Here is a 25,093-nt window from a genome sequence, read left to right on the forward strand (position 1 = left end):
GTCACTCGCCCCCGATCGCGCTCGTCTCGCGGACTTCGCTGACGCGCTCGGCCTCGGGGCCGGCGCCGGGGCTCATGTGGCGGGCGGCGTCCTGCACGGCGCGCACGATGTTCTGGTAACCCGTGCAGCGGCACAGGTTGCCTTCGAGACCCTCGCGGACGGCCTTCTCGTCGGGATCGGGGTTGTCCGCCAGCAGGTCGATCGACTGCATGATCATGCCGGGCGTGCAGAACCCGCACTGCAGCGCGTGGTTGTCGTGGAACGCCTGCTGCACGGGGTGGAGCTGCCCGTCGCGCGCCAGCCCCTCGACGGTGGTGATCTCGCAGCCGTCCGCCTGCACCGCGAGCACCGAGCAGGACTTCACGCTCTGGCCGTTCAGGTGGACCGTGCACGCCCCGCAGTTGCTCGTGTCGCAGCCGATGACGGTGCCGACCTTGCCGAGCGTCTCCCTCAGGTAGTGGACGAGCAACGTGCGGGGTTCGACCTCGTCGGAGTACTGGGTTCCGTCGACGGTGACGGTGATACGCATTGAGGCCCTCCAGTGGTGGGAGCTGGGGTGATCGCCTTCACACCGGGAGCCTGCTCCTTCTGTCGCGGTGGGACAAGTCCCCGCTCGGGGAACTTGACAATGCCCTTCCGCGAATGCGCTTTCCTGTCACCGTTCGCTCCGCATCCGCGGAGATCCACAGTGCACGAAGTGACAAAAATCTGCACTTCGATCACCGAGTTGTGGAACTACCCGTGGATGCGCCCCGACAGCTCGGCGAGCCGCTTGCCGCCGCCACCCCACCGCATCGCGATGATCTCCGCGGCGATCGACACGGCCGTCTCCTCCGGCGTGCGCGCCCCGAGGTCGAGCCCGATCGGCGACGACAGCCGCGCCAGCTCCTCGTCGGTCATGCCGATCTCCCGCAGGCGGGCCATCCGGTCTTCGTGGGTGCGGCGCGAGCCCATGGCGCCGACGTAGCCGACGTCCAGGCGCAGCGCGACCTCCAGCAGCGGCACGTCGAACTTCGGGTCGTGCGTCAGCACGGCGATGACGGTGCGGCGGTCGATGCGGCCGGCCTCGGCCTCCGCCTTGAGGTAGCGGTGCGGCCAGTCGACCACGACCTCGTCCGCGCTGGGGAACCGGCTGGCGGTCGCGAACACCGGCCGGGCGTCGCACACCGTGACCTGGAAGCCGAGGTACGCGCCCATCCTGGCCATCGCGGCGGCGAAGTCGATCGCGCCGAACACCAGCATCCGCGGCGGCGGCTCGAACGAGTTGACGAACACCGACATGCCCTCGCCGCGGCGTTCGCCCTCCAGGCCGTAGTGCAGCGTGCCGGTGCGGCCGGTGGCGAGCAGGCCGCGCGCGTCGTCGACCACCGCGTCGTCGATGCGGGCCGTGCCGAGGGTGCCCTTCGTGCGGTCGGGCCACACGATCATGTGCCTGCCGACGCGGTCGGCGTCCTCGTGCTCGATCACCGTGACGACCGCGACGGGCTGTCCTTTGTGGACCGAATCGACGACGTCCTGCAGCTCCGGCATGGTGTCCTTGTCGACGCGCTCGACGTAGATGTCGATGATCCCGCCGCAGGTCAGGCCCACCGCGAAGGCGTCGTCGTCGCTCACGCCGTAGCGCTGCAGCACGGGCTTGCGCTCGGCGACGACCTCCTGCGCCAGCTCGTAGACGGCGCCTTCCACGCAGCCGCCGGACACGCTGCCGACGACCTCCCCGTCCTGCCCGACGAGCATCGCCGCCCCCGGCGCGCGCGGGGCGCTGGAGAACGTGGAGACCACCGTGCCGAGACCGACGGCCTCGCCCTCGGCCCACCGCTTGTACAGCTCGTCAAGTACGTCATGCATCGCGTATCTCCACCAGCAGTCGTTCCAGGGTGGCCAGGCTGTGGCCGGCCAGCAGGTGATCGAGGTGCGGGAGCGCGGCCGCGATTCCGGACTGCACCGGAGCGTAACCGGCCCGTCCCGCGTGCGGGTTCACCCACAGGACAGCGTGCGCCAACCTCCGCATCCTGGCCAGCTGCTCACCGAGCAGGCTCGGGTCGCCGCGTTCCCATCCGTCGGAGAACACAACGACGACGGCACGCCTGGCGATTCCCCGTTGTCCCCAGCGATCCAGGAAAATCCGGAGCGTCTCGCCGAGGCGCGTGCCACCCGCGAAGTCCGGCACCGCCTGGCCGGCACCGAGCATCGCGCGTTCCGGGTCGCGCTGGCGGAGCTGGCGGGAGACGCGGGTCAGGCGCGTGCCGAGGGTGAAGACCTCGGTGCTGGCGGGCGCGCTGCGCACGACGACGTGCGCGAACCGCAGCAGGGAGTCGGCGTACGGGGACATCGAACCGGACACGTCGAGCAGCAGGACGACCCGGCGCGGGCGCGTGGCCTTGGCGCGGCGGGCGAGCTTCACGATTTCGCCCTGGGCGAGCATCCCGCGCAGCGTGCGGTCGGGGTCGAGCGTGCCCTTGCGGGCGGGGCGCCGCCGCAGCGAGCGTTTGACCGGGGGGACCGGCTTGAGCACGGCGAGCAGTTCCCGCAGGTGGCGGCGTTCGGCGGCGGTCAGCTCGGCGAGGTCCCGCTGGCGGAGCAACTCGGTGTCCGTGGCGGCGACGCGCAGTTCGTCGGCCTGGTCCTCGGCCTGGCCGTCCCCGGCGGGCTCGCCGGACATCGCGGCCATCCGGGCCTTCTTCTCCTTGGCGACCGTGACGGGCTTCGGCCCGGGCGGCTCGGCGGCGAACCACTGGGCGAAGGCGTCGTCGTAGCGGGGCAGGTCGTCGGGATCGGCGCACAACGTCACCCGTCCGGCCCAGTACAGGTGGTTGATGTCGGCGAGGTCGACCTGCTCCACGGCGTTCAGGTACGCCTGCACCCGCTGGGGGTTCGCGGGCACGCCGGCCTCGCGGAGGGCGGTGGCGAACCCGACCAGTGCGGGCAGCGGGTCCGTGGTGGTCACCAGTTCATTGTGCCGCCGTTCGGCGGAACCGTCCGCTAGGCTCTTGCGTCAGACGGTCACCGTGGTGGGAGCGGGCCGCGTTGACTTCTCCGGAGAACTCGGGCGCACGATGAGATCGAGTGGACTCCTCTTACTCGCGGTCGCCGCTTCGGTCCTCGCGCTGGCCGCGGCCTGTACCGACAGAACCGGCGGATCCCCGCTCCCACCAGCGACCTCCGCTACCTCGGCGCCGACCGCTCCGAAGGTGAGCAACCCGCTTCCCGCGCTCGCCTCGTACAGCGACAAGCCCTGCGAACTGGTTCCCCCGTCGCTCATCAGCCAGCTCGGCTACTCCGATCCCGAACCCAGTGCCGCCCACGGTCCGCTCGGCCCTGGCTGTGGCTGGATCGATGTCCGCACGGCCCACGGGAAGAACCTGAACGTCGCCGTCGGCGTCATCGACGGCAAGGGCGACGGAGGAATCGCCAGGGTGCAGTCGCTGAACGGCAGCCTCTACGGGTTCGTCGAACCGACCGAGATCTCCGGCTATCCGGCTGCCTACGCGGACACCACGGACCGTCGAGGCCAGGGGAAGTGTGCTCTCGTCGTCGGGGTCACTGATGACAGCACCTTCTCCGTCGACACGGACGGCTACTCCGGCCAACAAGATTCGTGCGCGGCGGCTGAGCAGGTCGCGGCCGCCGTGATCACCACCTTGCAGGGAGGCTCGTGAAGCGGGAGTTGGCCGTGATCGGCGATTCCCGCAGGCGCCCGCGCCCGGGGTGCTGATCAGTTCATTGTGCCGCCGTTCGGCGGAACCGTCCGCTAGGCTCCTGCGTCAGACGGTCACCGTGGTGGGAGCGGGGGAGGTAGCTGTGCTCGAAGCGGACGGAGGGGGCTTCTGGGAGCGGGCCCTCGGCGTGGAGCCCCAGCAGGGCGCGTACACCGTCTGGGGGTCCGACGGCATGATCGGCACGAAGGTGGCCGAAGCCGGCGGCGAGGGCGGGTTCGTCTTCCCGAGCATCGACGAGATGAACGCCGTGCTCGGCATGTGGAAAGACCGCCAGGCGAGTATCACCAAGAAGAAGAACCTGATCGAGTTGGCCCGGGGCCAGCTGAGCCAGCTCGCCGACGACCCGGAGAGCCAGGGCTACCTCCGGCGGGCGCGGGAGTCGCTCGACCTGCTGTACAACCAGCACCAGTCGATGTTGGACTACGTCGGCAACTACATCCAAAAACTGACCGACGCGACCAACGCGAAACAGGCCGACGAGGACGCGCACAAAGCCGCGTTCAAGGGCACTACGGAGAACTAGTCAGCGTGATGAAGCGGCCTCTCGCGATAACCACCGGCATCGTCGCGCTTTCGCTCGCGCTCCTTTCGGGCTGCTCCCAGCCACAGGCCGGAAATCCGGCTCCGTCGCCGACCTCGTCGGGAGCCGCCTCCGCCGCGCCGCGCGTCTCGAACCCGCTGGACCCCAGCGCCTACGTCGGCCGCCCATGTGACCTGGTGCCACCGCAGCTGGTGTCCCAGCTCGGCTTCAGCGATCCGACCCCCACCGACGCCGACAGCCCGTTCGGGCCGGGATGCGGTTGGATCGACGTCAGCGGGGCGAAGCCGAAGAACCTGAGCGTCGGGCTCCAGATACTCCGGGGCGAGCGCAACGGCGGTCTGTCCGCCGTTTACCGGACCCGCGACGCCGGTGGCTACGCGTACGCCGATCCCACCGACCTTTCCGGATATCCGGCGGTCTTCGCCGACACCCAGGACCGGCGTGCACAGGGGAAGTGCTCGGTGTACGTGGGAATCGCGGACGATCTCACGTTCAGCGCGGGAGTCGACGGCTACTCCGGGCAGCAGGATTCGTGTGCTGCGGCCGAGCAGGTCGCGGCCGCCGTGATCACCACCTTGCAGGGGGGCTCGTGAAATGGGGATGAACGGGACCGAGGTCTACCACAACTTCACGCAGGGCAGCTCGCAGTCGCTTCAGGCGGCGGCTCAGGCCGTGCAGCAGCTGGCCAGTGAGTACGAGCAGGAAGCGACCGCGATCCGCGACCTGCAGAACCGCATGAACGCCGCCTGGACCGGCAGCTCGGGGAACGCCGCGTACGCCGGTGCCAACCCGCTCGCGCAGGCGTTCACCGACTCCGCCGAGCCGCTGGTCATCACCAACGCCTCGATGAGCGTTCAGTCCGATCTGTTCGAGAACGCCCGCTCGAACGTCGTCCCCGTCCCGCCCGCGCCCGAGAAGCCCAGCGGGTGGAACCTCGCCTTCAAGTCGGCCATCCCGATCGTCGGGCCGTCGCTTGCGGTGAGCGACGTCAAGTCGTACCAGGAAGGCATGGCGAAGACCAACGCGGCCAACGAGAACAACGTCCGCGTCATGGAGCAGTACAGCTCGGCCACCGGTGACACACGCGGCCGCATCCCGACCGACTACAAGGTGCTGCCCACCGACACAGCCTCCATCAGCCTCGGCTCGTCGAGCGTCACCCACGTCGGTTCCATCGGCTCCGGGTACACCGACGTCACCCGGGCCTCGTCGTCCACGGCCTATTCCTCCGTGGGCAGCCCGCAGGGCGGCGGTCCCGTCAGCGCGCCCCCGACCTTGAGCGGTGCCGCGCCGGTCAACACGCCCCACGTGCAGACCGGCGGCAACCCCGGGCCCGTCAGCGCGCCGCCGAACCTGTCCGGCACCGGCCCGAACACGGGCGGCGGCACCGGTACGAGCGCGTACGTGCCGAACGTTTCCGGCGGCTACGACAACACCCGGCGCCCCGGCCCCACGCCCAACCGCGGCACCACCTCCACAGGCACCGGTGGCGGGCGTGGCAGCGCCGCGAACCGGCTGTACGACGACGAGAACCGTCGCACCACAGGCCGCGGGAGCAGCGCGGCCGAAGAGCGGCTCGGGCGTGGCAGCGCGTCCGAACGACTCGCACGCGGCGGCAGCGGCGAAGGACGTCTCGGCAGCGGCGAGGGTCGGCTCGGCAGTGGCGAAGGGCGCCTCGGCAGCGGTGAGGGCCGCCTGGGCGCGGGCAAGAGCAGCGGAGCGGGCAACCTCGCCAGCGCGGCGTCCGCCGAGGAAGCGGCCGCGAGCCGGAACGCGGCCCGCAGCGCGAACGGCGCCCCGATGGGCGCGGCCGGGCAGCGCGGGCGCGGCGAGGAGGACGAGGAGCACCAGCGTCCCGACTACCTCGTCGAGGCCGATCCCGACTCGATCTTCGGCACCGACGTCCGCACGACTCCGCCGGTCATCGGCGAATAGCCATGCCCGCCGTCCGCAGTGACTACCTGTCCCTGCCGCTCGACGCGCTCGCGGGCGCCGTCGAGCGGGAGAAGGCGGGCACGCTCCACCTCGTCCTGCGGCCCGAACCCCTGTGGCTACCGGACGACGAGAAGCGCGCGGCCGAACGGCGCATGCTGGAGTCGCTCGACGCGGCCGGCCTGCTGGACCGCCAAGGCCGCCTCGACGTCGAGTTCCTCGACTGGCTTCCGTTGCTCACCAACGCTTCCGTCGAGTACTACGGCTGGGTCCACGACGGCCGTCGCACCTACGGGGTCCTCGCCGCGGCCCGCGGGCTGCAGGGCATCGTCGCCGTGCGGGTGGACGACGGGATCGCGCTCAAGCCCGTCCACCGCGACCGGCTGGCCGAATCACTCGTGGCCGAGCTGCCCGACGTGCGGCCCGGCGGCGGGCGCCCACTCGTGATCCGCGTCGCCGAGCTGGAGGAAGCCGGCCGCGAAGACCGCATCCCCAGCTGGGACATCCGCGACCTCGTCAACGTGTTGCAGCGCCCGGTGAGCGGCACCGGCGAGCTGTACGTCGCGCACCGCGACGAGCTGAACCGCTACCACCAGCTCGACACCCCGCTGCACTACGCCGACACCGACTGGGGCCGCTACCTCAACTACGCCACCGGCACCGGCAGCGACGCCCAGATCTACCTCGCGCCGGGTCACCCCACGGCGATCATCGAACACCTGCGGAAGCTGGAGCAGACCCTCCCGAGCTGACGGGCGCACCGAACCACGTCCGGAAAGCGCTTTCCAGGCCCGCCTGTCCCCCGTCGCCCGCCCAGGCGACGAAACCGTCCGGCCGGACCAGCACCGCGGACAGCTCCGGATGAGTGGTGCACTTCGCGCTCAGCACCCGCACCCGAGGCGCCCACCCGGCCGCCAGCCGCCGCAGTTCCGCCGAATCGGCCAGGTCCAACAGCACCCCGCGACCGTCGTGGCAGTGCTCGCCGAACCGGCTGCCCTCGGCGAACTCGAAGTCCGGCGCACTGGAGCCGACGAGCTCGTGCTCCCCCTCGATCGGGTAGCGGTGCAGCATCCCGGATACCTTCCGCGCCACGTAGGTGGCCCCGTCCCGCGTCGCGAGCAGGTCCGCCACCACGTTCCGCAACGCCTTCGTGCGCGGGTCCGTCCGCATCAACGCCACCTGCGCCCGCGTCCACTCGAGCACCCACTCCCCGATCGGGTGCCGCTCCGCGGTGTAGGTGTCCAGCAGCCCTTCCGGCGCCCAGCCCCGCACCGTCGCCCCGAGCTTCCAGCCCAGGTTCACCGCGTCACCGATGCCGAGGTTGAGCCCCTGCCCGCCGAACGGCGAGTGCACGTGTGCCGCGTCGCCCGCCAGCAGCACCCGGCCACGCAGGTACGTCGAGGCCTGCCGGGCGTTGTCCGTGAACCGGGTCGCCGAGTGCACGGCCGTCACGCGAACGTCCACACCGGACACTCGGCGCAGGCTCTCCTCCAGTTCCAGGGCCGTGACCGGGGTCGTCCGGTCGTCCGGCGCGCCTGACTCGACCGTGAGGATGCGGCCGGGGACCGGGCCGTGCACGTAGATCCCCCGGTCCGTCCGGTTCCAGCCCGGCTTCAGCGCCTCCTCGCCGGTCAGCTCCACCAGGGCCTGCCTGCCGGTGATCTCCGGGTCCGTGCCGGGGAAGTCGAAGCCGGCCAGCTTCCGCACCAGACTCCGCCCGCCGTCGCAGCCGACGAGCCAGCCCGCCCGCACGGACTCCTCACCCAGCCGCACGGTGACGCCCGATTCATCCGCGTCGAAGCCGGTGAGTTCGGTGCCCCTGCGCAACTCCACGCCCAGTTCACGCACCTTGTCCGCGAGCACCGTCTCGATCGCCTGCTGTCCCACGGGCAGCAGCCGCATCGCCGGTCCGGCGTCGCGGAGACCACCCACATCCACCAGGTCGGCGTCCACCATCAGTCCCGCGAAGTGCCCGGCGATCCTCGGCATCGCCTTCGGCTTCCCCTGGAACGCGGCGATCCGCTCGAACGCCCGGCGCTGGTGTTCCTCCAGCGCCGCCCACAGGCCCCGCCGGTAGAACGCCTCGGCGGTGGGCACGTTGATCGAGCCCGCCTTGATCGTCTGGTCCACTTCGGACAGTCGCTCGACCACGAGCACCCGCACGTCGGCGAGCCTCAGCTCGAGCGCCAGCATCAACCCCACCGGGCCGCCCCCGGCCACCACCACGTCGAAGTCCATGCCGCCAAACTTATACCGAGTCAAAGTTTTGGTCCAGTAAAATTATGCGCATGGGGCTCCGCGAGCAGAAGAAGCAGGCCACGCGACGGCACATCTCCGACGTGGCGAGCATGTTGTTCCTGCGCCGGGGCTTCGACAACGTCACGGTCGCCGAGGTCGCCGAAGCGGCGGGCGTGTCGAAGATGACGGTGTTCAACTACTTCCCGCGCAAGGAGGACCTGTTCCTCGACCGGCACGCCGACCGTCTGCGGGACCTGGAGCAGGTGATCCGCGCCCGGCCGGAAGGCGAATCACCGGTCGCGGCGCTGCGGCGTTACCAGCACGAACTGCTGGCGCAGCGGCACCCGCTGTCCGCGACGGTGCCGGGGGTGGTCCACTTCGCGCGCGTGGTGGAGGCGAGTCCGGCGCTGCGTGGCCGGGTGCTCGAACAGTCGCGCGAGATCGCGGAGACGCTGAACACGCTGCTGGCCGAGGAGTTCGCCCCACTGGACGCCGAACTCATGGCGAACCTGCTCGCCGCCGCGCTGGAAACGATCTACCGGCACGCCACGAACCGCATGCTCGCGGGCGCCGACCCCGACGAGGTGTACCGCGACCAGCCCGCGGTGGTGGACCGGGCCTTCGATCTGGTGGAGCGGGGGCTGGGGACGGTTGGGTGACCTCGGGTGGGGGTTGAGGGGTGGGGCGGCGGCGCGGCGCGCCGGGCGGCACCACCGGCGGGGCTGCGCGAGGCGGCGGCGCGGGCTAGCGGCGGGGCAATGCGGCGCAGCGGCGCGCGGCGGCGCGGGCCAGCGACGGAGCCGCGAGGGGGGTGGCGCGACACCAGCGGGGAGTGGCGCGCGGGCCGTGCCGGCGGCAGGAAGTGCGGAGGCGAGTGGCGGCGCGGTGCGACGGGCACCGAGGCCGCCGCGGCGCCCCTTGAGCGGCTGGTGGCGCGGCGCGGTGAGGCGAGGCGGGCGTGATGTGAGGCGGCCGCGCGCCACCGGCGGCGCAACACCCTGCGGCCACCGTGAGTAACGGCAGGAAATGCCGCAGTGCGAGCCAGTGGGGGGCCGTTGGGGTGTCGCAGGGGACAGGAGCGCCACGGGGCGGCGGCGCAATACCCTGGCACAGCCCGGTCGCCCGCCCCGCAAGCGCTTTCCGAAGCGCCTCAGGCCAGGAGGGCGTCGAGCTTTGCGCGGACGCGTTCCATGTCCTCGGTGTACTTCAGCACCGCGCCGAGGGTGCGCGCGGCTGCCTCCACGTCCAGCTCGTCGCGCCCCAGTGCCAGCAGCGCCTGCGCCCAGTCCAGCGACTCCGCCACCCCGGGCGGCTTCAGCAGCTCCAGCTCCCGCAGCCGCCGCACGGCCACCGACACCTGCGTCGCCAGGCGTTCGCCGATGCCGGGCAGGCGACGGCGCAGGATGGCGACCTCGCGAGCCAGATCCGGGTGCTCCAGCCAGTGGTACAGGCACCGGCGCTTCAACGCGTCATGCACCTCGCGGGTGCGGTTCGACGTGAGGATCACCAGCGGCGGCTGCTCCGCCCGCACCTCCCCGTACTCCGGGATCGTCACGGCGTTCTCGTCGAGCAGCTGCAGCAGGAACGCCTCGAACTCGTCGTCCGCGCGGTCGATCTCGTCCACCAGGAGCACGCACGGCGCGGTCGTCAGCGCCTTCAGCAACGGCCGCGCCAGCAGGAACCGCTCGGTGTACAGCGACTGCTCCGCCGCCTCCACGTCCAGGCTCTCGCTGCCCGCTTCGAGCGCGCGCAGGTGCAGCAGCTGCCGCGGGAAATCCCACTCGTACAGCGCCTGCGCCGCGTCGATGCCCTCGTGGCACTGCAGGCGGATCAGCGGCAGCTCCAGCGAGCGCGAAAGGGCGACCGCGAGCGACGTCTTCCCCGTGCCGGGCTCGCCCTCGCAGAACAGCGGACGCTGCATGCGCAGGGCGAGGAACGCGGCCGTGGCGACACCTTCGTCAGCGAGGTAGCCGGCGCTCTCGAGCGTCTGCGCCAGCTGTTCGGGAGAGTTGACCGTCACGGTTCCACCCTACGGTGCAGATCGGCCGGAGTGTCCACGTCGAAGCCACTGCCGAGATCACCGCACTCGATCAGACGCACGTCCTGCCGCGGCGCGAGCCAGTCCCGGGCACCGCGATCGCCCCGGGCGCTGTCAGCGATCTCGGTCCACCAGCGGCGTCCGAAAAGCACCGGATGTCCTGGTTTGCCGTCGTACGCCGCGCGCGCCACTACTTCCGGCGACGCGAGCGCGGCCAGCCGGGCGATCACGCGGGCGTCCACCTTGGGCAGGTCGACGAGGTGCACCAGCACCGCGTCCGCCTCCGGCAGCGCCCGCAGCCCGGCCCGCAGCGACGCACCCATGCCCGTCTCCCAGTCCTCGGCGTGCACGGCGAGCGACCGGTCCGGCAACAGCGCCCGCACGTCGTCGGCCTGAGCGCCCACAACCACGCGCACGGGCTCGCACCCGCCCTCCGCCAACGCCCGCAACGCGCGGCGCACCAACGGTTCCCCGTCGAGTTCGACGAGTGCCTTCGGCCGCCCGAAACGCCTGCCCGCGCCCGCGGCGAGCAGCAGACCCGCGCAGCTACCCACGGCGGCGCGCCTGCGGGGCGTGGGCGAGGTCGCCCTCGATCCGTCGCGCCGTGGCGAGCAACCGCGGCAGCATCTCCTCGGCGACCTGTTCACGCGTGGTCCGGCTGGCGTGCGTGGACACGTTCACCGCCGCGACCACCCGGCCCTGCCGGTCCCGGATCGGGGCGGCGATCGAGCGCAGCCCCTCCTCCAGCTCCTGGTCGACGAGCGCCCAGCCCAGCCGCCGCACGGCTTCGAGCTCGGCCCGCAACGCCTCCGGCTCGGTGAGGGTGTGCGAGGTCAGCCTGTCCAGCCGGGTCTCCGCCAGGTACTTCTCCAGCTCCGGCGCGTCGAGACCGGCGAGCAGCACGTGCCCCATCGACGTGGCGTACGCCGGGAAGCGCGTGCCCACGTTGATGCTGACGGTCATGATCCGGGAGACCGCGACCCTGGCCACGTAGACGATGTCGGTGCCTTCCAGCACCGAGACCGAACTCGATTCCCGCACCTCGGCCGACAGCCGTTCGAGGTGCGGCTGCGCGACCTCGGGCAACGTCATGCTGGACAGGAACGAGTACCCGAGTTCGAGCACCCGCGCGGTGAGCGAGAAGTACTTGCCGTCGGTGCGGACGTAGCCCAGGTCCACCAGCGTGAGCAGGAAGCGCCGGGCCGCGGCGCGCGTCAGCCCCGTCGCCCTGGCCACATCGGACAGTGTGAGTTCGGGCGCGCCCGCCCCGAACGCGCGGATCACCGCGAGGCCGCGTTCCAGCGACTGTACGTGGTGCGCCGCGCGCTCCTCGTTGTCCATGCCGAGCAGACTAACGTGGCTGCGCGGAGGGCTCGCCCAGCTCCGCGAGTGTGCGCTGCGCCAGCGCGAACGCGGCGTTCGCGGCGGGTACACCCGCATAGACGCCGGTGTGCAGCAGCACCTCGCCGATCTCGTCCGGGGTGAGGCCGTTGGTGATCGCGGCCCGCACGTGCATCGGGATCTCGTTCTCGCAGTGCAGCGCGGTGAGCACGGCGAGGGTGATGCAGCTGCGCGTCTTGCGGTCCAGGCCCTCGCGGGTCCAGATCGAGCCCCACGCCGCGCGCGTGATGTAGTCCTGGAACTTCTGGGTGAACTCGGTGGTGTTCGCACCCGCGCGGTCGACGTGGGCGTCGCCCAGCACCTCGCGGCGGACCTTCATGCCGGCTTCGTACAGCTCGTCACTCACGCGTCGGCCCCCTTCAGGTGCTCCAGGATCAGCTGGGTGAAACGCTCGGCCTGCTCGTAGCTGCCCAGGTGGGCGGCGTGCTCGACGACCTCGAACCGCGCGCCGTGCACGCCGTCGGCGATGACGCGGCCGTGGTCCGGCGGCAGGGCCTTGTCGTCGGCGCCGGAGATGACCAGCGTGGGCGCGGTGATCTTCGGCAGCGCGGGGACGAGGTCCAGGTCGGCGAGCAGCTCACAGCAGGCCGTGTAGCCGTCGGCGGGCGTCTCCGCCGTCATCGCCTGCAGTTCCTTCGCCTTCTCGGGATGCGCGTCGATCCACTCCTGGGTGAACCAGCGGGTGATGCTGCCCTCGGCGATCTTCGCCATGCCCTGCGCCCGCACCTGCTGGACGCGGTCGAGCCACATCTGCGTGTTGCCGGGCTGGGCCGACGTGCAGCACAGCACGAGACTGCGCACGCGGTCCGGCGCGTTCTGCCCGAGCCAGATGCCCGTCATGCCACCCAGCGACAGCCCCACGAAGTGGGCCGCGGAGATCTCCAGCCGGTCGAGCAGCGCCAGCACGTCACCGCCCACGTCGTCGATGCCGTACGGGCCCGGCGGCACCGGCGAGCGGCCGTGGCCGCGGGTGTCGTACCGGAGCACGCGGAACCCGTTGTCCAGCAACGGTTTCAGCTGCGGGTCCCACATCTCCAGCGTGCTGCCGATGGAGTTGCTCAGCACCACGACGGGCGCGTCGGCGGGACCTTCGAGCACGTGGTGCACCTCGACGCTCACGAACTCCCCTTTCGCTCGGCATGGGCGGCCAGCGCGCGTTCGACGAACACACGCGCGCTGCCAAGATAGTCCGCGGGGTCGAGCAGCCGCTCGATGCGCTCCCGCGAGAGGTGCTTGCCCACCAGCGGATCCTCCGCCAGGAGGTCGGCCAGCGCACCTTCACCGGCCAGTGCGCGCTTGGTGCACGCCGTGACGGCGTCATGGGCCGCGAGGCGCCCGGTGTCCTTCGCCAGCTCGGTGGTGACCCGCTCGGACAGGATCGCCCCGCCGGTCGCGTCGAGGTTCTGCCTCATCCGTGCGGGATCGACCCGCAGCCGCTCGAAGCTGGTGCGCAGCCAGTGGACCGCGGAACCCGTGCCGCGGAACAACTCCGTGAGCGGCCGCCATTCGGCGTGCCACGAGCCGGCGGCACGCTGGTGTTCCTGGGTCATCGCGGCGAGCAGCGTGGCGACCAGCCCCGGCGCCTGCTGCGCGGCCGCCTGCGCGGCGACCGCCGCCACCGGGTTCCGCTTGTGCGGCATGGTGGAGGAGCCACCGCTGCCCTCGGCGATCTCCGCGACCTCGGCCACCTCGGTCTGGGCCAGCAGGGTGATCGTGCGGCTCGCGCCGCCCACCACTCCGGACAGCTCACCGAGCGCCCCGGTCAGCTCCGCGATGCGGGTGCGTTCGGTGTGCCACGGCAACGCGGGCTCCGCCAGGTCCAGCCGACGGCTGAACGCCGCCAGCACCGCGGGCCCGGCTTCACCGAGGGAAGCGAGGGTGCCCGTCGCGCCGCCGAGCTGCGCGGCGGGGCGCAGCTGCGCTAGCCTGCGCGCCGCACTGTCCAAACCGGACAGCCAGCCCGCCGCCGTGAAGCCGAACGTCACCGGGATCGCCTGCTGCAACAGGGTTCGCCCGGCCTGCACCGTGCCCGCGTGCTCCCGGGCAAGGCGCGCGGCGTGCTCGGCCGCTGCCTCGACGTCCTCACGCAGCGCTTCGAGTGCCCGTTTGGCCACGAGCATCGCGGCACTGTCCACGATGTCCTGGCTCGTCGCGCCCAAGTGCACGTACCGGGCCGCCTCGCCGCCGACCTTCGTGGTGATCTCACGGACGAGCGGCGCCGCCGGGTTGCCGACGCCGACCGACTTCGCCCCGATCTCCGCCACGTCGAAGTAGCCCTCGCGGCACACCTCGGCGATGCGCTCGGCGTGCTCGCGCGGGACCACCCCGGCGTCGGCCTCGGCCTGGGCGAGCGCCGCCTCGACGTCGAGGAGCGCCCGCAGCCAGGCCGCGTCGCTCACCTCGTCACGGACGGCACCCGCGGCCAGTACCGGGTCGAACAGCTCAGACATCGAAAAATACTGTCTCGCCTTCGCCCTGCACGCGCACGTCGAACCGGTAGCCGTCCTCGGTCTTCTCCGCGACCAGTGTGTGCCGCCGGTCCTCGGGCACCGACCGCAGCACCTCGTCGGCCGCGTTGGCGTCGGTGTTCTCGGGGAAGTAGATCCGCGTGACCACCCGGTCGAGCATGCCGCGGCCGAACACCGACACGTCGATGTGCGGGGCCTGCGTCCGGCCGTCCTGCCCAGGCACCGCGCCGGGCACGAGCGTCAGGATTCCGTAGCTGCCGTCGGGCTCGGTCGGGCAGCGGCCGAAGCCGCGGAAGCCGGGCACCCGGCCACGCGGGTCGTCGGGGTGGTCGAAGCGGCCGTTCGGGTCGGCCTGCCACGTCTCCACCAGCGCGTCCGGGATCGGGTTACCCGCGCCGTCGGTGACGACGCCGCGGATCCACACCGCGCCCGGGGTGCCCTCGGGCACGACGGTGGGGCCGTCCTCCCAGGGCAGGCCGAGCGACAGGTACGGGCCGACGGTCTGCGAAGGGGTGGTCATTCGTCCTCTTCCTCCTCGTTTTCGAAGACCGACGCCTCGCGGCCGCGCACCACGATGTCGAACTCGAACGCCAGCGCCCAGTGGTCGACGGTGCGGCTCAGGTCGAACTTCGAGATCATCCGCTGGCGGGCCTTCTCGTCCGGGACCGAGTTGAAGATCGGGTCCTGGAAGAACAGCGGATCGCCGGGGAAGTACATCTGGGTGACGAGGCGCTGGGTGAACGCCGTGCCGAACACCGAGAAGTGGATGTGCGCCGGACGCCAGGCGTTGTCGTGGTTCTTCCACGGGTACGCGCCCGGCTTGATCGTGGTGAACTCGTACCGGCCTTCCGAGTCGGTGACCGTGCGGCCGGCACCGGTGAAGTTCGGGTCGAGCGGGCCGGGCCAGTTGTCCCCGATGTGCCGGTAGCGGCCCGCCGCGTTGGCCTGCCAGATCTCGATCAGCGAGTTCGGGATCGGCTTGCCGTTGCCGTCGAGCAGCCTGCCGTGCACGATGATCCGCTGCCCGATCGGCTCACCGTCGTGCTGCTTGGTGAGGTCGTTGTCGTGCTCGCCGAGCCTGCCGGGGCCGAGCAGCGGGCCGGTGACCTCGGTGAGCATGTGCGGCAGCAGGGTCAGCGGCTGCTGGGGGTGGCGGAGCGCCGTGGACCGGTAGCCGGGCGAGTCCAGCGGCGGGTGCGTGCCCTGCGGATCCCGCCGGTACCGCGGCAGGATCAGCTTGTCGCTCGTCGGTGCTGCCATAGCACTTTCCCTTTCCTCTCAGGCTTCCAGGACAACGGCCAGCCCCTGGCCGACGCCGATGCAGATCGCGGCGAGCCCCCAGCCGCCACCGCGGCGGCGCAGCTCGTACGCCAGCGAGCCGAGGATGCGGCCGCCGGACGCGCCCAGCGGGTGCCCGATCGCGATGGCCCCGCCGTTGACGTTGACGATCGACGGGTCCAGCTTCGGCCAGTCGGCCAGGCACGCCAGCGACTGCGCGGCGAACGCCTCGTTCAGCTCGACGGCCTTGAGGTCCTCCCAGCCGATGCCGGCGCGCTCCAGCGCGATCTCCGCGGCCCGCACCGGGCCGATGCCGAAGACGTCCGGGTCGACGCCCGCGGCACCACGCCCCGCGATGCGGGCCAGCGGGGTCTTGCCGAGCCGGTCGGCGGCCTTCTGGTCACCCAGCAACACGGCGGACGCGCCGTCGTTGAGCGGCGAGGCGTTGCCGGCGGTGATCGTGCCGTCCTTGCGGAAGGACGGCTTGAGCTTCGCCAGCTTGTCCAGAGTGGAATCGGGCCGGATGCCCTCGTCGCGGGTCAGCTCGGTGCCGGGCACCGGGACCACGTGGTCGTCGTAGAACCCGGCGTCCCACGCCTTCGCCGCGTTGAGGTGGCTGCGCAACGCGAACTCGTCCTGCGCCTCGCGGCCGATCCCGTAGCGCTCGGCGAGCCGCTCCGTGCTCTCGCCCAGCGAGATCGTCCACTGCTCGGGCATCTCCGGGTTGACCATGCGCCAGCCCAGCGTGCTCGAGTGCAGCGTCTGGTTGCCCGCCGCGAACGCCTTCTCCGGCTTCAGCAGGATCATCGGCGCGCGGCTCATCGACTCCACGCCACCGGCGACGACGAGCGACGCGTCCCCGGTCGCGATCGAGCGGCTCGCCTGCATGACGGCGTCGAGCCCCGAGCCGCACAGCCGGTTCACGGTCGTGCCCGGCACGCTCGTCGGCCAGCCCGCGAGCAGCGCGGCCATGCGGGCGACGTTGCGGTTGTCCTCCCCCGCCTGGTTCGCGTCACCGAGGACGACCTCGTCGACGGTGGCCGGGTCGAGTTCGCTGCGCTCACGCAGCGCCTTCAGCACGTGCGCGGCGAGGTCGTCGGGGCGGACCTTCGCCAGCGCGCCGCCGTAGCGGCCGAACGGGGTTCGGATGGCGTCGAGAACGAATGCGTCTGTCACTTGGCCGCCTTGAGTTCGCGGAGGGTCTGCAGTTCGGCCTCGGTGGGGGGCGGCGTGCGGGACAGCTCGGGCGAGACCTTCAGGTCCCAGCCCGTCGCCTCACGCACCTGCTCGACGTCCACCCCTTCGTGCACCTGGGTGAGCACCAGTTCGCCCGTCTCGTCGGGCCGGAACACGCCGAGGTCGGTGATCACCAGCGTCGGGCCGGCGCCACGCAGGCCGAGCTTCTCCCGGTCACCCCGGCCCGTGCCGTGCCCGAACGAGGTGATGAAGTCGACCTTCTCGACGAAGCTGCGCTTGCTCTGCCGCACCACCACGTACACCTCGTGGCAGGACGCGGCGATCTCCGGCGCGCCACCGGCGCCGGGCAACCGGACCTTGGGGTGCGCGTAGTCGTCCCCGATCACGGTGGTGTTGATGTTGCCGAACTTGTCCAGCTGCGCGGCGCCGAGGAAGCCGACGTCGATGCGGCCGGGCTGCAGCCAGTAGTTGAACACCTCGGGCACGCTGATCACCGCGTCCGCGGTCTCCGCGAGGATGCCGTCACCGATCGAGGCGGGCAGCCTGCTCGGCTTGGACCCGAGCGTGCCGGATTCGTAGATCAGCACGAGGTCGGGCGCGTGGGTGCGGCGCGCCAGGTTGGCCGCGGTCGAGGGCAGGCCGATGCCCACGAAACACCGCTGGCCGCCGGACAACGCGCGGGCCGCGGCGATCGACATCATCTCGTCGGACGTGTACGTCCGCTCTTCGGTCGTGGCCGTCACTTCGCCGCTCCCTCCATGCCGAACACCTTCTCGTCCAGCCACTGTTCGAACGAGTCCCGATTCCGGCCAATGGAATCCCAATACTCGTAGTACTCGTTGTCCCGTTCGTAGTAGCCCTGCGCGTACGACGGGTGCGCCCCGTGCGGCACCTCGGCCACGGCCGTGACGGCCCACGAAGGCAGGATCAGCTGACCCGGCACCGGTTCCAGCTCGTCGACGACCTCCTCGACGGTGACGAGACTGCGCTTCGCGGCGAGCACGGCCTCCTTCTGCACGCCCACCAGACCCCAGATCTGCACGTTGCCCGCGCGGTCGGCGCGCTGCGCGTGGATGATCGACACGTCCGGGTTCAGCGCGGGCACGGCCGCGAGCTGCTCACCCGTGAACGGGCACGTGATCTGCTTGATCGTGTCGGTGTACTTCGGCAGGTCCGTGCCGGTGTAGCCGCGCAGCACCGCGAACGGCAGCCCGGACGCGCCGGCCACGTACCGGTTGGCCATCCCCGCGTGGCTGTGCTCCTCGATCTCCAGCGGCACCGGCCACGAGTTCTGCACCGCGTCACGGAAGCGGTGCAGCGAGCCGACCCCCGGGTTGCCACCCCACGAGAACACCAGCTTGCGCGCGCAGCCGGCGCCGATCAGCTGGTCGTACACGATGTCCGGCGTCATCCGGACCAGCGTCAGGTCCCGGCGGCGCTGGCGGATGATCTCCTGCCCGGCCGCGTGCGGGATGAGGTGCGTGAACCCCTCCAGCGCGACGGTGTCACCGTCGTGCACCAGGCGCGCGACGGCGTCGTGCAGGGACAGTATCTCGGCCATGAGCTACAACCTTCGTTCGCATTACGCACACTCGTTCTGTATGAGAACATACTTGGTGCGGGCCGGTCGCGCAAGGAAAGGTGTGGGGCATGCGGATCGTGGTGACGAGGCGGGTTCCGGAGGCGGCTCTGGTGGAGCTGCGCGCACTGGGCGAGGTGGTGGTTTCGGACGCGGACCGCCCCCTCACACAGGAAGAGCTGCAGGAGGCCGTGGCCGGCGCGTCGGCGATCGTGAGCATGCTGCACGACCGGATCGACGGCGCCGTCGCCGATGCCGCGGGCCCCCAGCTGCGCGTGGTCGCCAACGTAGCGGTGGGGTACGACAACATCGACGTGCCCGCGCTCGTCGAGCGCGGAGTGGTCGTCACGAACACACCGGACGTGCTCACCGACGCGACCGCCGACCTCACCTTCGGCCTGCTGCTCGCGCTCACCCGCCGCATCGCCGAGGGCGACCGGCTGCTGCGGGCCCGCAAGCCGTGGTCGTTCCACCTCGGGTTCATGCTCGGTTCGGGACTGCAGGGCAAGACACTGGGCATCATCGGTCCGGGCCAGATCGGCAAGGCGGTGGCGCGCCGGGCCGAGGCGTTCGGGATGCGGGTCGTCTACAGTGGACGGTCACAGCCGAAGGAGGACCTGCTGCGCGTGGCGGACGTGGTGTCGCTGCACTGCCCGTTGACGCCGGAGACGCGGCACCTGATCGACGCGAAGGCGCTTTCTGCCATGAAGCACACCGCGTTCCTCATCAACACGACGCGTGGCCCGGTGGTCGACGAGTCCGCGCTCGCGGATGCGTTGCTGGCCAACGAGATCGCGGGTGCGGGGCTGGACGTGTTCGAGCGCGAGCCGGAGGTCGAGCCGCGGTTGCTGGAGCTGGACAACGTCGTGCTCACGCCGCACCTCGGTTCGGCGACGGTCGAGACGCGCACGGAGATGGCCCTGCTCGCGGCGCGCAACGTCGCCGCCGTGCTGAACGGCGAGGAGCCGGTAAATCCCGTGCGCCGCTGACTGGTACGGAAGTACTGTTCCGGCGTGCCCACGCTGATTCTCGACGCCGACGACACGCTCTGGGAGAACAACGTCATCTTCGAGCGGGTCATCGACGACTACCTCGACTGGCTCGCCCACCCGACACTGGACCGCGCCGCGCTGCGTGCAGTCCTGGACGACATCGAACGGGCGAACGCGAGTGCGCACGGCTACGGCACGAAGGTGTTCCTGCGCAGCCTGCGCGACTGTTTCGAGCACCTCCGCGAACGCCCGGCGACGCCGGCGGAGCGCGAGGAGATCCTCGGTCTTGCCGACGCGCTGATCCAGCACAAGGTGGAGCTGATCCCCGGGGTCGCCGAGACCCTGGAGGAACTCGCCTCCCGGCACCACCTGCTGCTGCTCACGAAGGGCGACCGGGAGGAGCAGCAGCGCAAGATCGACGCGTCCGGGCTCGACCACCACTTCGCGGCCGTCCACATCGTGCGGGAGAAGCACGCCGGCACGTACCTGGAGCTGATCGAGGAGCACTCGCTGCGGCCCGAACGGACGTGGATGATCGGCAATTCGCCCAAGTCGGACATCCTGCCCGCGCGGCGCGCCGGGCTGAACGCGGTGTTCATCCCGAACGAGCACACGTGGGTGCTGGAGCACGACGAACTCGACCCCGGCGACGACCGCGTGCTGCGGCTGGAGCGGTTCCCGGAGTTGCTGGCGCATTTTTGAGGTGAGCGGGCGGGGGCTGGGACGACGGGCGACGCGGCGGGACCCGGGCGGTGGGCGGGGCTGGAGCGGTTGCCGGGTGGGCGAACCTCCGGGGGCGTGACAGGGACAGGCGGATCAGCGCGGCGACGGCGCGAAGGGGGTGGTCGCCGGATGGGGCCGGGGCCGGAAGCGGGCCAGCGAGATGGCGGTAGCCGACGGGCTGGGCCCCGGTCGGGAGCGGGCCAGTGGCTTGCCTTCGAGTGGCGGGAGCCCGCCGGGCCGGAAGCGGGCCAGCGGGGCTCCAGTGTAGCTGCCGGGCCGAGCTGGGATCGGGCCGGAACCAGCCAGCGGATTGCCTCGGGGGCGACGCCGACCGCCGCGACGGCGCGAAGGTGGCTATAGCTGCCGTGGCGGACTTGAATTGGCTCAGCGGCTGGCCAGGGCGGGGCAGCAGCGGGCCCCGGGCCTGACCGCGACGGGGAGTGGCGCGGCTCCGCCGCAACCCCACCGAAAACGCCAACGGCCGGCTCCCCGCACCCAGGGGAGCCGGCCGTCGAGTGCTGGAGCCGTCAGACTCCCGCGGCCGCGCCGGGGGCCGGCATCACGGCGAAGTTCAGCTGCCCCTGGTCGTCCTGCTGGACGTCGAGGACCTTGTCATCCAGGAACTGGGCCGCCTGCGGCTCGAGGAAGACCCTGGCTCCGCCGTCGGCGCCGAGGACCTGGTCACCCGCCTCCGGCTGCTCCGCCAGGGAGAGCGCGAGCTGCGCGCCCTCGTCCTGCTGGGCCTGCACCGCGAAGCGCAGCCCACCCGTTTCCTGCTTGCCTTCCTGGGCGGTCAGCGCGCTGATCGCCTCGGCGGCGGCGTCGGTCATCGCGAGCATGGTGTTCATCCCTTCGGTTTACGTGCGCTCGTATCCGCGACCGTAGAGGTCTCGGAATGGTCACGCCGGGTGACACCGGCAGCTTCCCCGAAAAAGCGGCCATCTCCCCAGTTCATGCGCTGCGTGACCGATATCACTCCGGCCGCGTGGGCGGGGTCCGGAAGGTCTCCGCGACCGAGCCGCCGGGCTTGTCGGCGTTCTGGTTCTCCTCGACCGAATCCACGCCGTTGGACGACTCGGCGTCCTCGTCCACGAGGGTCGTGGGTGCGCCCGACTCGTCGTCGACCGTCTCGTCGAGCTGCTCGGCCGGGGTCGTCGCCGTCGTGGGCTGGTCCGGGTCCTCGGGCTGGACGTCCGGGCGCTCCTCGCGCAGCCGGTCCTCCAACGGCTTGCCCTCGCGCTCCTCGTTCGGCGTCGTGCCGAAGCCGTCGGAGAAGGCGTAGCGCTCGGGCGGCTCGATGCCCTCCTCGAGCGGATCGACGCGCAGCCGGTCTTCGTCGAGGTCCTCCGCGCTGTTCAACGCGGCCGGGTCGGATTCGACGGAATCGGGTACTGGGTGTCCGTGCGCCTCGCTCATGGGGAGGCGATACCCGAGGTCAGGACCGGGCAAACCCGAGATCAAGGTCACTCGGTTGTAGAGTGCAAGAAGTTGCTGAGGCTAGGTAAATTGAGCGTCATGACCACCGCGCAGTGGAGCGGGCCGCGGGCCGACCGCGGGCTCGACGTCACCCATCCGGTGGTTTGGTACGTGGTGGCAGGCGTGGTCACCACGGGGCTGCAGGAACTCGTTTTCCTCGCCGCCCGCCCCTTCGTCGACTCGTTCGCCGCGAACGTCCTCGCCATCGGGCTCACCACGATCGCCAACACGGAGTTCCACCGCCGCGTCACGTTCGCGCACATGAAGGCTTCGGTCGCGAAACTGCATTTGCAGTCCGCAGGCACTTTCGCGTTCTACGCCAGCTACGGCTCGCTCGTCCTCGTACTGCTGCACTGGCTGGTCGGCTCGCCCTCGGCGACGCTGGAAGCGGTGGTGCTCGCCGCCACGAGCGCGGTGGGCGGCATTTTACGATTCATCGTCCTTCGTTGGTGGGTTTTCACCACTGGCTGACATTTCCCACGCACCGGTATCGGGTGCGCACAGAACTCGCACGTAACCGCCCTGAGTAACCGCGAAGAATGCATTCGTGAGCATTCCGCTGCTGCAAACGGGGTATCTCTTGAACAGTCCTTGTTCAACTTTCACTCGCCGCTTACGATTACGCTCAGTCGCTTCGGGAGCGGGTCGGCAGGGATCTTTTAGGGGAGTGTCCGCTCACCGTGGGTGACAGACGAGGGCCCGACGATGACCGGTCGTAGGGTCGCCGTTGTCGTTGGGGAGTCGACCATGAGAACCGAAGTCCCGCCTGTCACCGCCGTGCCCGCCGAGGCGCAGGTGCCCGGGTTCACCACGCCGCAGTCCTTCCCGCGTGGAGCCGCCTCTCGGCTCACGAAGGAAGAGCTCGACCCTGCCGTCAAGGAGGCCGCCGGAGGAGACCCCGTCGCAGTCAGCAAGCTGATCGCGCTGATCACGCCCGTCGCCGTCCGGTACTGCCGGGCCCGGCTCGGCGGCCGCGACCTGTCCTACCTCTCGGCCGACGACGTCGCGCAGGAGGTCTGCCTGGCCGTCCTGCACGCACTGCCGAACTACCAGGACCGCGGCGGCTCGTTCCTCTACCTCGTGCACGCCATCGCGTCCAACAAGGTCGCCGACGCCTACCGCCTGGTCTCCCGCGACCGGTCGGACCCCGTGGCCGAGCTGCCGGAACGGCCGCTGACGGACAACGAGCCCGAGAAGCGCGTGCTCGACGGCGACCTCGGCGACCGGCTGAGCAAGCTGCTCGCCACGCTGCCGCCGCTGCAGCAGGAGATCCTCACCCTGCGGCTGGTCGTGGGCCTGTCCGCCAACGAGACGGCCGAGGCGCTGGGCATCTCCGCGGGCAACGTCCGCGTCACCCAGCACCGGGCGCTCACCAAGCTGCGCGCGATGATCACGCGCGACGGCGACCTCGTGGACTGAAACCGCTCTCAGCCGAAAGCCTTCTCCAGCGCGGGCAGCAGGTCCGACTTCGCGAACTCGAAGAACGGGTCCTGCTGGTCGCCGCCGATCTGGACGAGCGCGAGGTCGGTGAACCCGGCCTCCGCGAACGGCTTGACCGCCTCGACGATCGCGTCCACGTCCGCCCCGCACGGGATCGACTGGGCCACGTCGGCCTGCCTGACGTACTGCGTCGCGCCCGCGAACGCGACCGTGCCCGGCAGTTCGGCGTTGACCTTCCAGCCGCCCGAAAACCAGCGGAACTGTTCGTGCGCCCTGCGCTCGGCGGCCTCGCGGTCGGTGCCGAACGACACCGGCAGCTGCGCGAACTTCCGCGTCGTGTCCTCGCGCACCTGCGTGCGCTCGGCGTCCCACGCCTTGACCAGCTCACCGTTGGGCTCGGTGGTGATCATCGCGTCGGCGACCGGCGCGAACCGCTCCACCGACTGCTGCCCGGACACCGCGACCGCGATCGGGGTGCGCCGCTCCGGCAGGTCCCACAGCTTCGCCGAGTCGACCCGGAAGTGCTGTCCCGAGAAGTTCACGTACCCGCCGTCGAACAGCTCACCGATGATCTCGACGGCCTCGCTGAGCATCTCGTGCCGGACGTTGGCCGGCGGCCAGCCGCGGCCCACGACGTGCTCGTTGAGGTTCTCGCCGGCCCCCAGCCCGAGGATGAACCTGTTGTCGGACAACAGGGACACGGTCGCGGCCTTCTGCGCGACCACCGCGGGGTGGTACCGCACCGTCGGGCACGTCACGAAGCTCAACAGCTCCACCCGCTCGGTGACCTGGCTGACCGCGCCCAGCACGCTCCACGCGTACGGCGCGTGCCCCTGCTCGTCGAGCCACGGGAAGTAGTGGTCGCTGGAGACCTCGAAGGCGAACCCGCACTCCTCGGCCGCCCGCGCGTGCCGGACCAGCTCCTTCGGCCCGGCCTGCTCGGTCATCAGCGTGTAACCGAAACGCACTCCTGCTCCTTCTCCGCCTCGGCCTGCAGCTGCTTGCGGCGCGCGATGGCGGCGCGGCGCTCGGTTTCGTCGAGCCCACCCCAGACCCCGAACGGCTCCTCGACGGTCAGCGCGTGGTGACGGCACTCGACGATCACCGGGCAGGACATGCAGATGCGCTTGGCCCTGGCGACCCGGTCGGCGCGCGCGAAGCCGCGTTCTCCGTCAGGATGGAAGAAGACCGAGCTGTCGAGGTTCCGGCAATTGCCGTGGCGCTGCCACTCCCAGGTTTCGGCGACCGGGGTGGGCAGCCGTGACGTGTCCGCCATGTTCGAACTCCCTCGCGACGTGCTGTCGCGCCGGGACTACCCCGGTTCTCCCGTCGCTACACCCTGCGGGCGGCAGGAAAGTTCTTCACGAGCCAATGATCCGCGTACAACCGCTCCCCGTACGGCTCGACCTCCTGGTATCCGTGCTTCGCGTAGAGCGCCCTCGCTTCGACGAGATCGGCACGGGTGTCCAGGCGCATCACTTGTGCACCGTTTCGCACCGCTTCTTCCTCCGCCGTCCTCAGCAGGGCCGACGCGAGCGCCCGGTCGATCTCCTCGCCAGTCGCGTGGCTGGGTGGTCTACGGGTACCCGCGTGATCTTCACCGGCGGAGCACGAAGTTCAGCGCCAGCGCGGAGAAGACGATCTCCTCGTCCTGGTTGAGCAGTTCGATGCGGCTGCGCACCAGACCGCGGTCCGGCTTGGACTTCGAGGGCCTGCTCTCCACGACGTGCACCCGCAGCCGCAGCTCGTCCCCCGGCCGCACGGGCTTCGGCCAGCGCAGCTCGTCGATGCCGGGGCTGCCGAGGCTCGACACCGGGGACAGGTAGTTGTCCGCGAGCAGGCGCATCATCAGGCTCGCGGTGTGCCAGCCGCTCGCGATCAGCCCGCCGAACGGACCGTCCGCCGCGGCGGCGGCGTCGACGTGGAAGGGCTGCGGGTCGTACCTCGTCGCGAACTCGACGATCTCGGCCTCGGTCACCTTGACGTTGCCGAACTCGTGCGTCGAACCCGGGACGTAGTCCTCGAAGTACCGGTCGGTCATGAGCGTAGCTAACCATGTGCCGGACATACT

At 70.9% G+C, this 25,093-nt stretch carries 31 protein-coding genes; 10 read left to right on the forward strand and 21 right to left on the reverse strand.

From position 1 onward, the window contains the following. Position 1 precedes the first annotated feature (1 nt). The 3 genes from ABFX51_RS10565 to ABFX51_RS10575 all read right to left on the reverse strand — a co-directional run bounded on the left by ABFX51_RS10565 (position 2) and on the right by ABFX51_RS10575 (position 2,950). Positions 2–529, reverse strand: coding sequence for a (2Fe-2S)-binding protein (locus ABFX51_RS10565; protein ID WP_346053612.1), 528 nt, complete (start codon positions 527–529; stop codon positions 2–4). 206 nt (positions 530–735) lie between these two features. Next, on the reverse strand, positions 736–1,848 hold the full coding sequence (locus ABFX51_RS10570) for an XdhC family protein (protein WP_346053613.1): 1,113 nt from the start codon (positions 1,846–1,848) through the stop codon (positions 736–738). Further along, positions 1,841–2,950, reverse strand: coding sequence for a vWA domain-containing protein (locus tag ABFX51_RS10575; protein ID WP_425425793.1), 1,110 nt, complete (start codon positions 2,948–2,950; stop codon positions 1,841–1,843). The genes ABFX51_RS10570 and ABFX51_RS10575 overlap by 8 nt, the downstream gene beginning before the upstream one ends. 40 nt (positions 2,951–2,990) lie before the next feature. Here ABFX51_RS10575 and ABFX51_RS10580 point away from each other — a divergent pair, with 40 nt between their 5' ends. From ABFX51_RS10580 to ABFX51_RS10600, 5 genes are all read left to right on the forward strand, one after another. Next, positions 2,991–3,659 (forward strand): DUF3558 domain-containing protein, encoded by a 669-nt coding sequence (locus ABFX51_RS10580; RefSeq protein ID WP_346053614.1) that lies wholly within the window; start codon positions 2,991–2,993, stop codon positions 3,657–3,659. Positions 3,660–3,801: 142 nt separating this feature from the next. Next, a complete protein-coding gene (locus tag ABFX51_RS10585) occupies positions 3,802–4,242 on the forward strand; it encodes a hypothetical protein (RefSeq protein ID WP_091504532.1) in 441 nt (146 codons plus the stop codon). 8 nt (positions 4,243–4,250) lie between these two features. After that, positions 4,251–4,853, forward strand: coding sequence for a DUF3558 domain-containing protein (locus tag ABFX51_RS10590; protein ID WP_091504533.1), 603 nt, complete (start codon positions 4,251–4,253; stop codon positions 4,851–4,853). Positions 4,854–4,860: 7 nt separating this feature from the next. Next, positions 4,861–6,195 (forward strand): PPE domain-containing protein, encoded by a 1,335-nt coding sequence (locus ABFX51_RS10595; RefSeq protein ID WP_177228546.1) that lies wholly within the window; start codon positions 4,861–4,863, stop codon positions 6,193–6,195. A gap of 2 nt (positions 6,196–6,197) precedes the next feature. After that, entirely contained in the window at positions 6,198–6,944 is a 747-nt protein-coding gene (locus ABFX51_RS10600; protein ID WP_245782906.1) for an ESX secretion-associated protein EspG, read from the forward strand. On the opposite strand, the gene ABFX51_RS10605 is transcribed toward ABFX51_RS10600, so the two are convergent. Beyond that, complete coding sequence (locus ABFX51_RS10605) at positions 6,901–8,430, reverse strand: FAD-dependent monooxygenase (protein ID WP_091504535.1); 1,530 nt, start codon at positions 8,428–8,430, stop codon at positions 6,901–6,903. The two genes, ABFX51_RS10600 and ABFX51_RS10605, sit on opposite strands and share 44 nt — an antisense overlap. Positions 8,431–8,480: 50 nt before the next feature. Between ABFX51_RS10605 and ABFX51_RS10610 the strand changes: the two genes are divergently transcribed. After that, complete coding sequence (locus ABFX51_RS10610; RefSeq protein ID WP_346053615.1) at positions 8,481–9,089, forward strand: TetR/AcrR family transcriptional regulator; 609 nt, start codon at positions 8,481–8,483, stop codon at positions 9,087–9,089. A 491-nt stretch (positions 9,090–9,580) separates the two neighbouring features. Here the strand turns inward: ABFX51_RS10610 and ABFX51_RS10615 are convergent, their stop codons facing one another. Genes ABFX51_RS10615 through ABFX51_RS10665 form a run of 11 tightly spaced genes read right to left on the reverse strand, consistent with a single transcriptional unit; the run spans position 9,581 to position 18,373 of the window. Further along, on the reverse strand, positions 9,581–10,450 hold the full coding sequence (locus ABFX51_RS10615) for an AAA family ATPase (protein ID WP_091504537.1): 870 nt from the start codon (positions 10,448–10,450) through the stop codon (positions 9,581–9,583). Beyond that, on the reverse strand, positions 10,447–11,022 hold the full coding sequence (locus ABFX51_RS10620) for a nucleotidyltransferase family protein (protein ID WP_091504538.1): 576 nt from the start codon (positions 11,020–11,022) through the stop codon (positions 10,447–10,449). The genes ABFX51_RS10615 and ABFX51_RS10620 overlap by 4 nt, the downstream gene beginning before the upstream one ends. Beyond that, entirely contained in the window at positions 11,015–11,809 is a 795-nt protein-coding gene (locus ABFX51_RS10625; protein ID WP_091504539.1) for an IclR family transcriptional regulator, read from the reverse strand. The genes ABFX51_RS10620 and ABFX51_RS10625 overlap by 8 nt, the downstream gene beginning before the upstream one ends. A gap of 10 nt (positions 11,810–11,819) precedes the next feature. After that, positions 11,820–12,215, reverse strand: coding sequence for a 4-carboxymuconolactone decarboxylase (gene pcaC / locus ABFX51_RS10630; RefSeq protein ID WP_091504540.1), 396 nt, complete (start codon positions 12,213–12,215; stop codon positions 11,820–11,822). Continuing rightward, the gene (gene pcaD, locus ABFX51_RS10635) at positions 12,212–12,988 is read right to left on the reverse strand and encodes a 3-oxoadipate enol-lactonase (RefSeq protein ID WP_091504541.1); all 777 of its coding nucleotides are present in this window, start codon (positions 12,986–12,988) and stop codon (positions 12,212–12,214) included. The genes pcaC and pcaD overlap by 4 nt, the downstream gene beginning before the upstream one ends. Next, on the reverse strand, positions 12,985–14,319 hold the full coding sequence (gene pcaB / locus ABFX51_RS10640; RefSeq protein ID WP_091504542.1) for a 3-carboxy-cis,cis-muconate cycloisomerase: 1,335 nt from the start codon (positions 14,317–14,319) through the stop codon (positions 12,985–12,987). Before pcaB ends, pcaD begins: the two co-directional genes overlap by 4 nt. Continuing rightward, on the reverse strand, positions 14,312–14,857 hold the full coding sequence (gene pcaG, locus ABFX51_RS10645) for a protocatechuate 3,4-dioxygenase subunit alpha (RefSeq protein ID WP_091504543.1): 546 nt from the start codon (positions 14,855–14,857) through the stop codon (positions 14,312–14,314). Before pcaG ends, pcaB begins: the two co-directional genes overlap by 8 nt. Then, the gene (gene pcaH / locus ABFX51_RS10650; RefSeq protein WP_091504544.1) at positions 14,854–15,597 is read right to left on the reverse strand and encodes a protocatechuate 3,4-dioxygenase subunit beta; all 744 of its coding nucleotides are present in this window, start codon (positions 15,595–15,597) and stop codon (positions 14,854–14,856) included. The genes pcaG and pcaH overlap by 4 nt, the downstream gene beginning before the upstream one ends. A gap of 18 nt (positions 15,598–15,615) precedes the next feature. After that, positions 15,616–16,791, reverse strand: a complete 1,176-nt coding sequence (locus ABFX51_RS10655; protein WP_091504545.1) for a thiolase family protein — start codon at positions 16,789–16,791, stop codon at positions 15,616–15,618. Then, the gene (locus ABFX51_RS10660) at positions 16,788–17,513 is read right to left on the reverse strand and encodes a CoA-transferase subunit beta (protein WP_091504832.1); all 726 of its coding nucleotides are present in this window, start codon (positions 17,511–17,513) and stop codon (positions 16,788–16,790) included. Before ABFX51_RS10660 ends, ABFX51_RS10655 begins: the two co-directional genes overlap by 4 nt. 38 nt (positions 17,514–17,551) lie before the next feature. Beyond that, a complete protein-coding gene (locus ABFX51_RS10665) occupies positions 17,552–18,373 on the reverse strand; it encodes a CoA transferase subunit A (protein WP_091504546.1) in 822 nt (273 codons plus the stop codon). Positions 18,374–18,462: 89 nt separating this feature from the next. Here ABFX51_RS10665 and ABFX51_RS10670 point away from each other — a divergent pair, with 89 nt between their 5' ends. After that, positions 18,463–19,380: a 2-hydroxyacid dehydrogenase gene (locus ABFX51_RS10670; protein WP_346053616.1), complete on the forward strand. Its 918-nt coding sequence runs from the start codon at positions 18,463–18,465 to the stop codon at positions 19,378–19,380. 24 nt (positions 19,381–19,404) lie between these two features. After that, complete coding sequence (locus ABFX51_RS10675; protein ID WP_346053617.1) at positions 19,405–20,085, forward strand: HAD family hydrolase; 681 nt, start codon at positions 19,405–19,407, stop codon at positions 20,083–20,085. A 548-nt stretch (positions 20,086–20,633) separates the two neighbouring features. Here ABFX51_RS10675 and ABFX51_RS10680 read toward each other — a convergent pair. Continuing rightward, positions 20,634–20,945, reverse strand: a complete 312-nt coding sequence (locus ABFX51_RS10680; protein ID WP_091504833.1) for a HesB/IscA family protein — start codon at positions 20,943–20,945, stop codon at positions 20,634–20,636. Positions 20,946–21,078: 133 nt separating this feature from the next. After that, on the reverse strand, positions 21,079–21,522 hold the full coding sequence (locus tag ABFX51_RS10685; protein WP_091504549.1) for a hypothetical protein: 444 nt from the start codon (positions 21,520–21,522) through the stop codon (positions 21,079–21,081). A gap of 99 nt (positions 21,523–21,621) precedes the next feature. Between ABFX51_RS10685 and ABFX51_RS10690 the strand changes: the two genes are divergently transcribed. Further along, positions 21,622–22,053, forward strand: coding sequence for a GtrA family protein (locus ABFX51_RS10690; RefSeq protein WP_091504550.1), 432 nt, complete (start codon positions 21,622–21,624; stop codon positions 22,051–22,053). Between the two features lie 276 nt (positions 22,054–22,329). Next, the gene (shbA, locus tag ABFX51_RS10695) at positions 22,330–23,001 is read left to right on the forward strand and encodes an RNA polymerase sigma factor ShbA (RefSeq protein WP_177228547.1); all 672 of its coding nucleotides are present in this window, start codon (positions 22,330–22,332) and stop codon (positions 22,999–23,001) included. Positions 23,002–23,009: 8 nt separating this feature from the next. On the opposite strand, the gene ABFX51_RS10700 is transcribed toward shbA, so the two are convergent. Genes ABFX51_RS10700 through ABFX51_RS10715 form a run of 4 tightly spaced genes read right to left on the reverse strand, consistent with a single transcriptional unit; the run spans position 23,010 to position 25,063 of the window. Continuing rightward, on the reverse strand, positions 23,010–23,990 hold the full coding sequence (locus tag ABFX51_RS10700) for a TIGR03557 family F420-dependent LLM class oxidoreductase (RefSeq protein ID WP_091504551.1): 981 nt from the start codon (positions 23,988–23,990) through the stop codon (positions 23,010–23,012). Next, positions 23,969–24,298, reverse strand: coding sequence for a WhiB family transcriptional regulator (locus ABFX51_RS10705; protein ID WP_091504552.1), 330 nt, complete (start codon positions 24,296–24,298; stop codon positions 23,969–23,971). Before ABFX51_RS10705 ends, ABFX51_RS10700 begins: the two co-directional genes overlap by 22 nt. A gap of 56 nt (positions 24,299–24,354) precedes the next feature. Then, on the reverse strand, positions 24,355–24,570 hold the full coding sequence (locus tag ABFX51_RS10710; RefSeq protein ID WP_346053651.1) for a GNAT family N-acetyltransferase: 216 nt from the start codon (positions 24,568–24,570) through the stop codon (positions 24,355–24,357). A gap of 49 nt (positions 24,571–24,619) precedes the next feature. Further along, positions 24,620–25,063 (reverse strand): MaoC family dehydratase, encoded by a 444-nt coding sequence (locus tag ABFX51_RS10715; protein ID WP_245782908.1) that lies wholly within the window; start codon positions 25,061–25,063, stop codon positions 24,620–24,622. Positions 25,064–25,093: the final 30 nt, after the last annotated feature.

Source organism: Amycolatopsis dongchuanensis, assembly GCF_039542405.1.
Taxonomy (GTDB): domain Bacteria; phylum Actinomycetota; class Actinomycetes; order Mycobacteriales; family Pseudonocardiaceae; genus Amycolatopsis_E; species Amycolatopsis_E sacchari.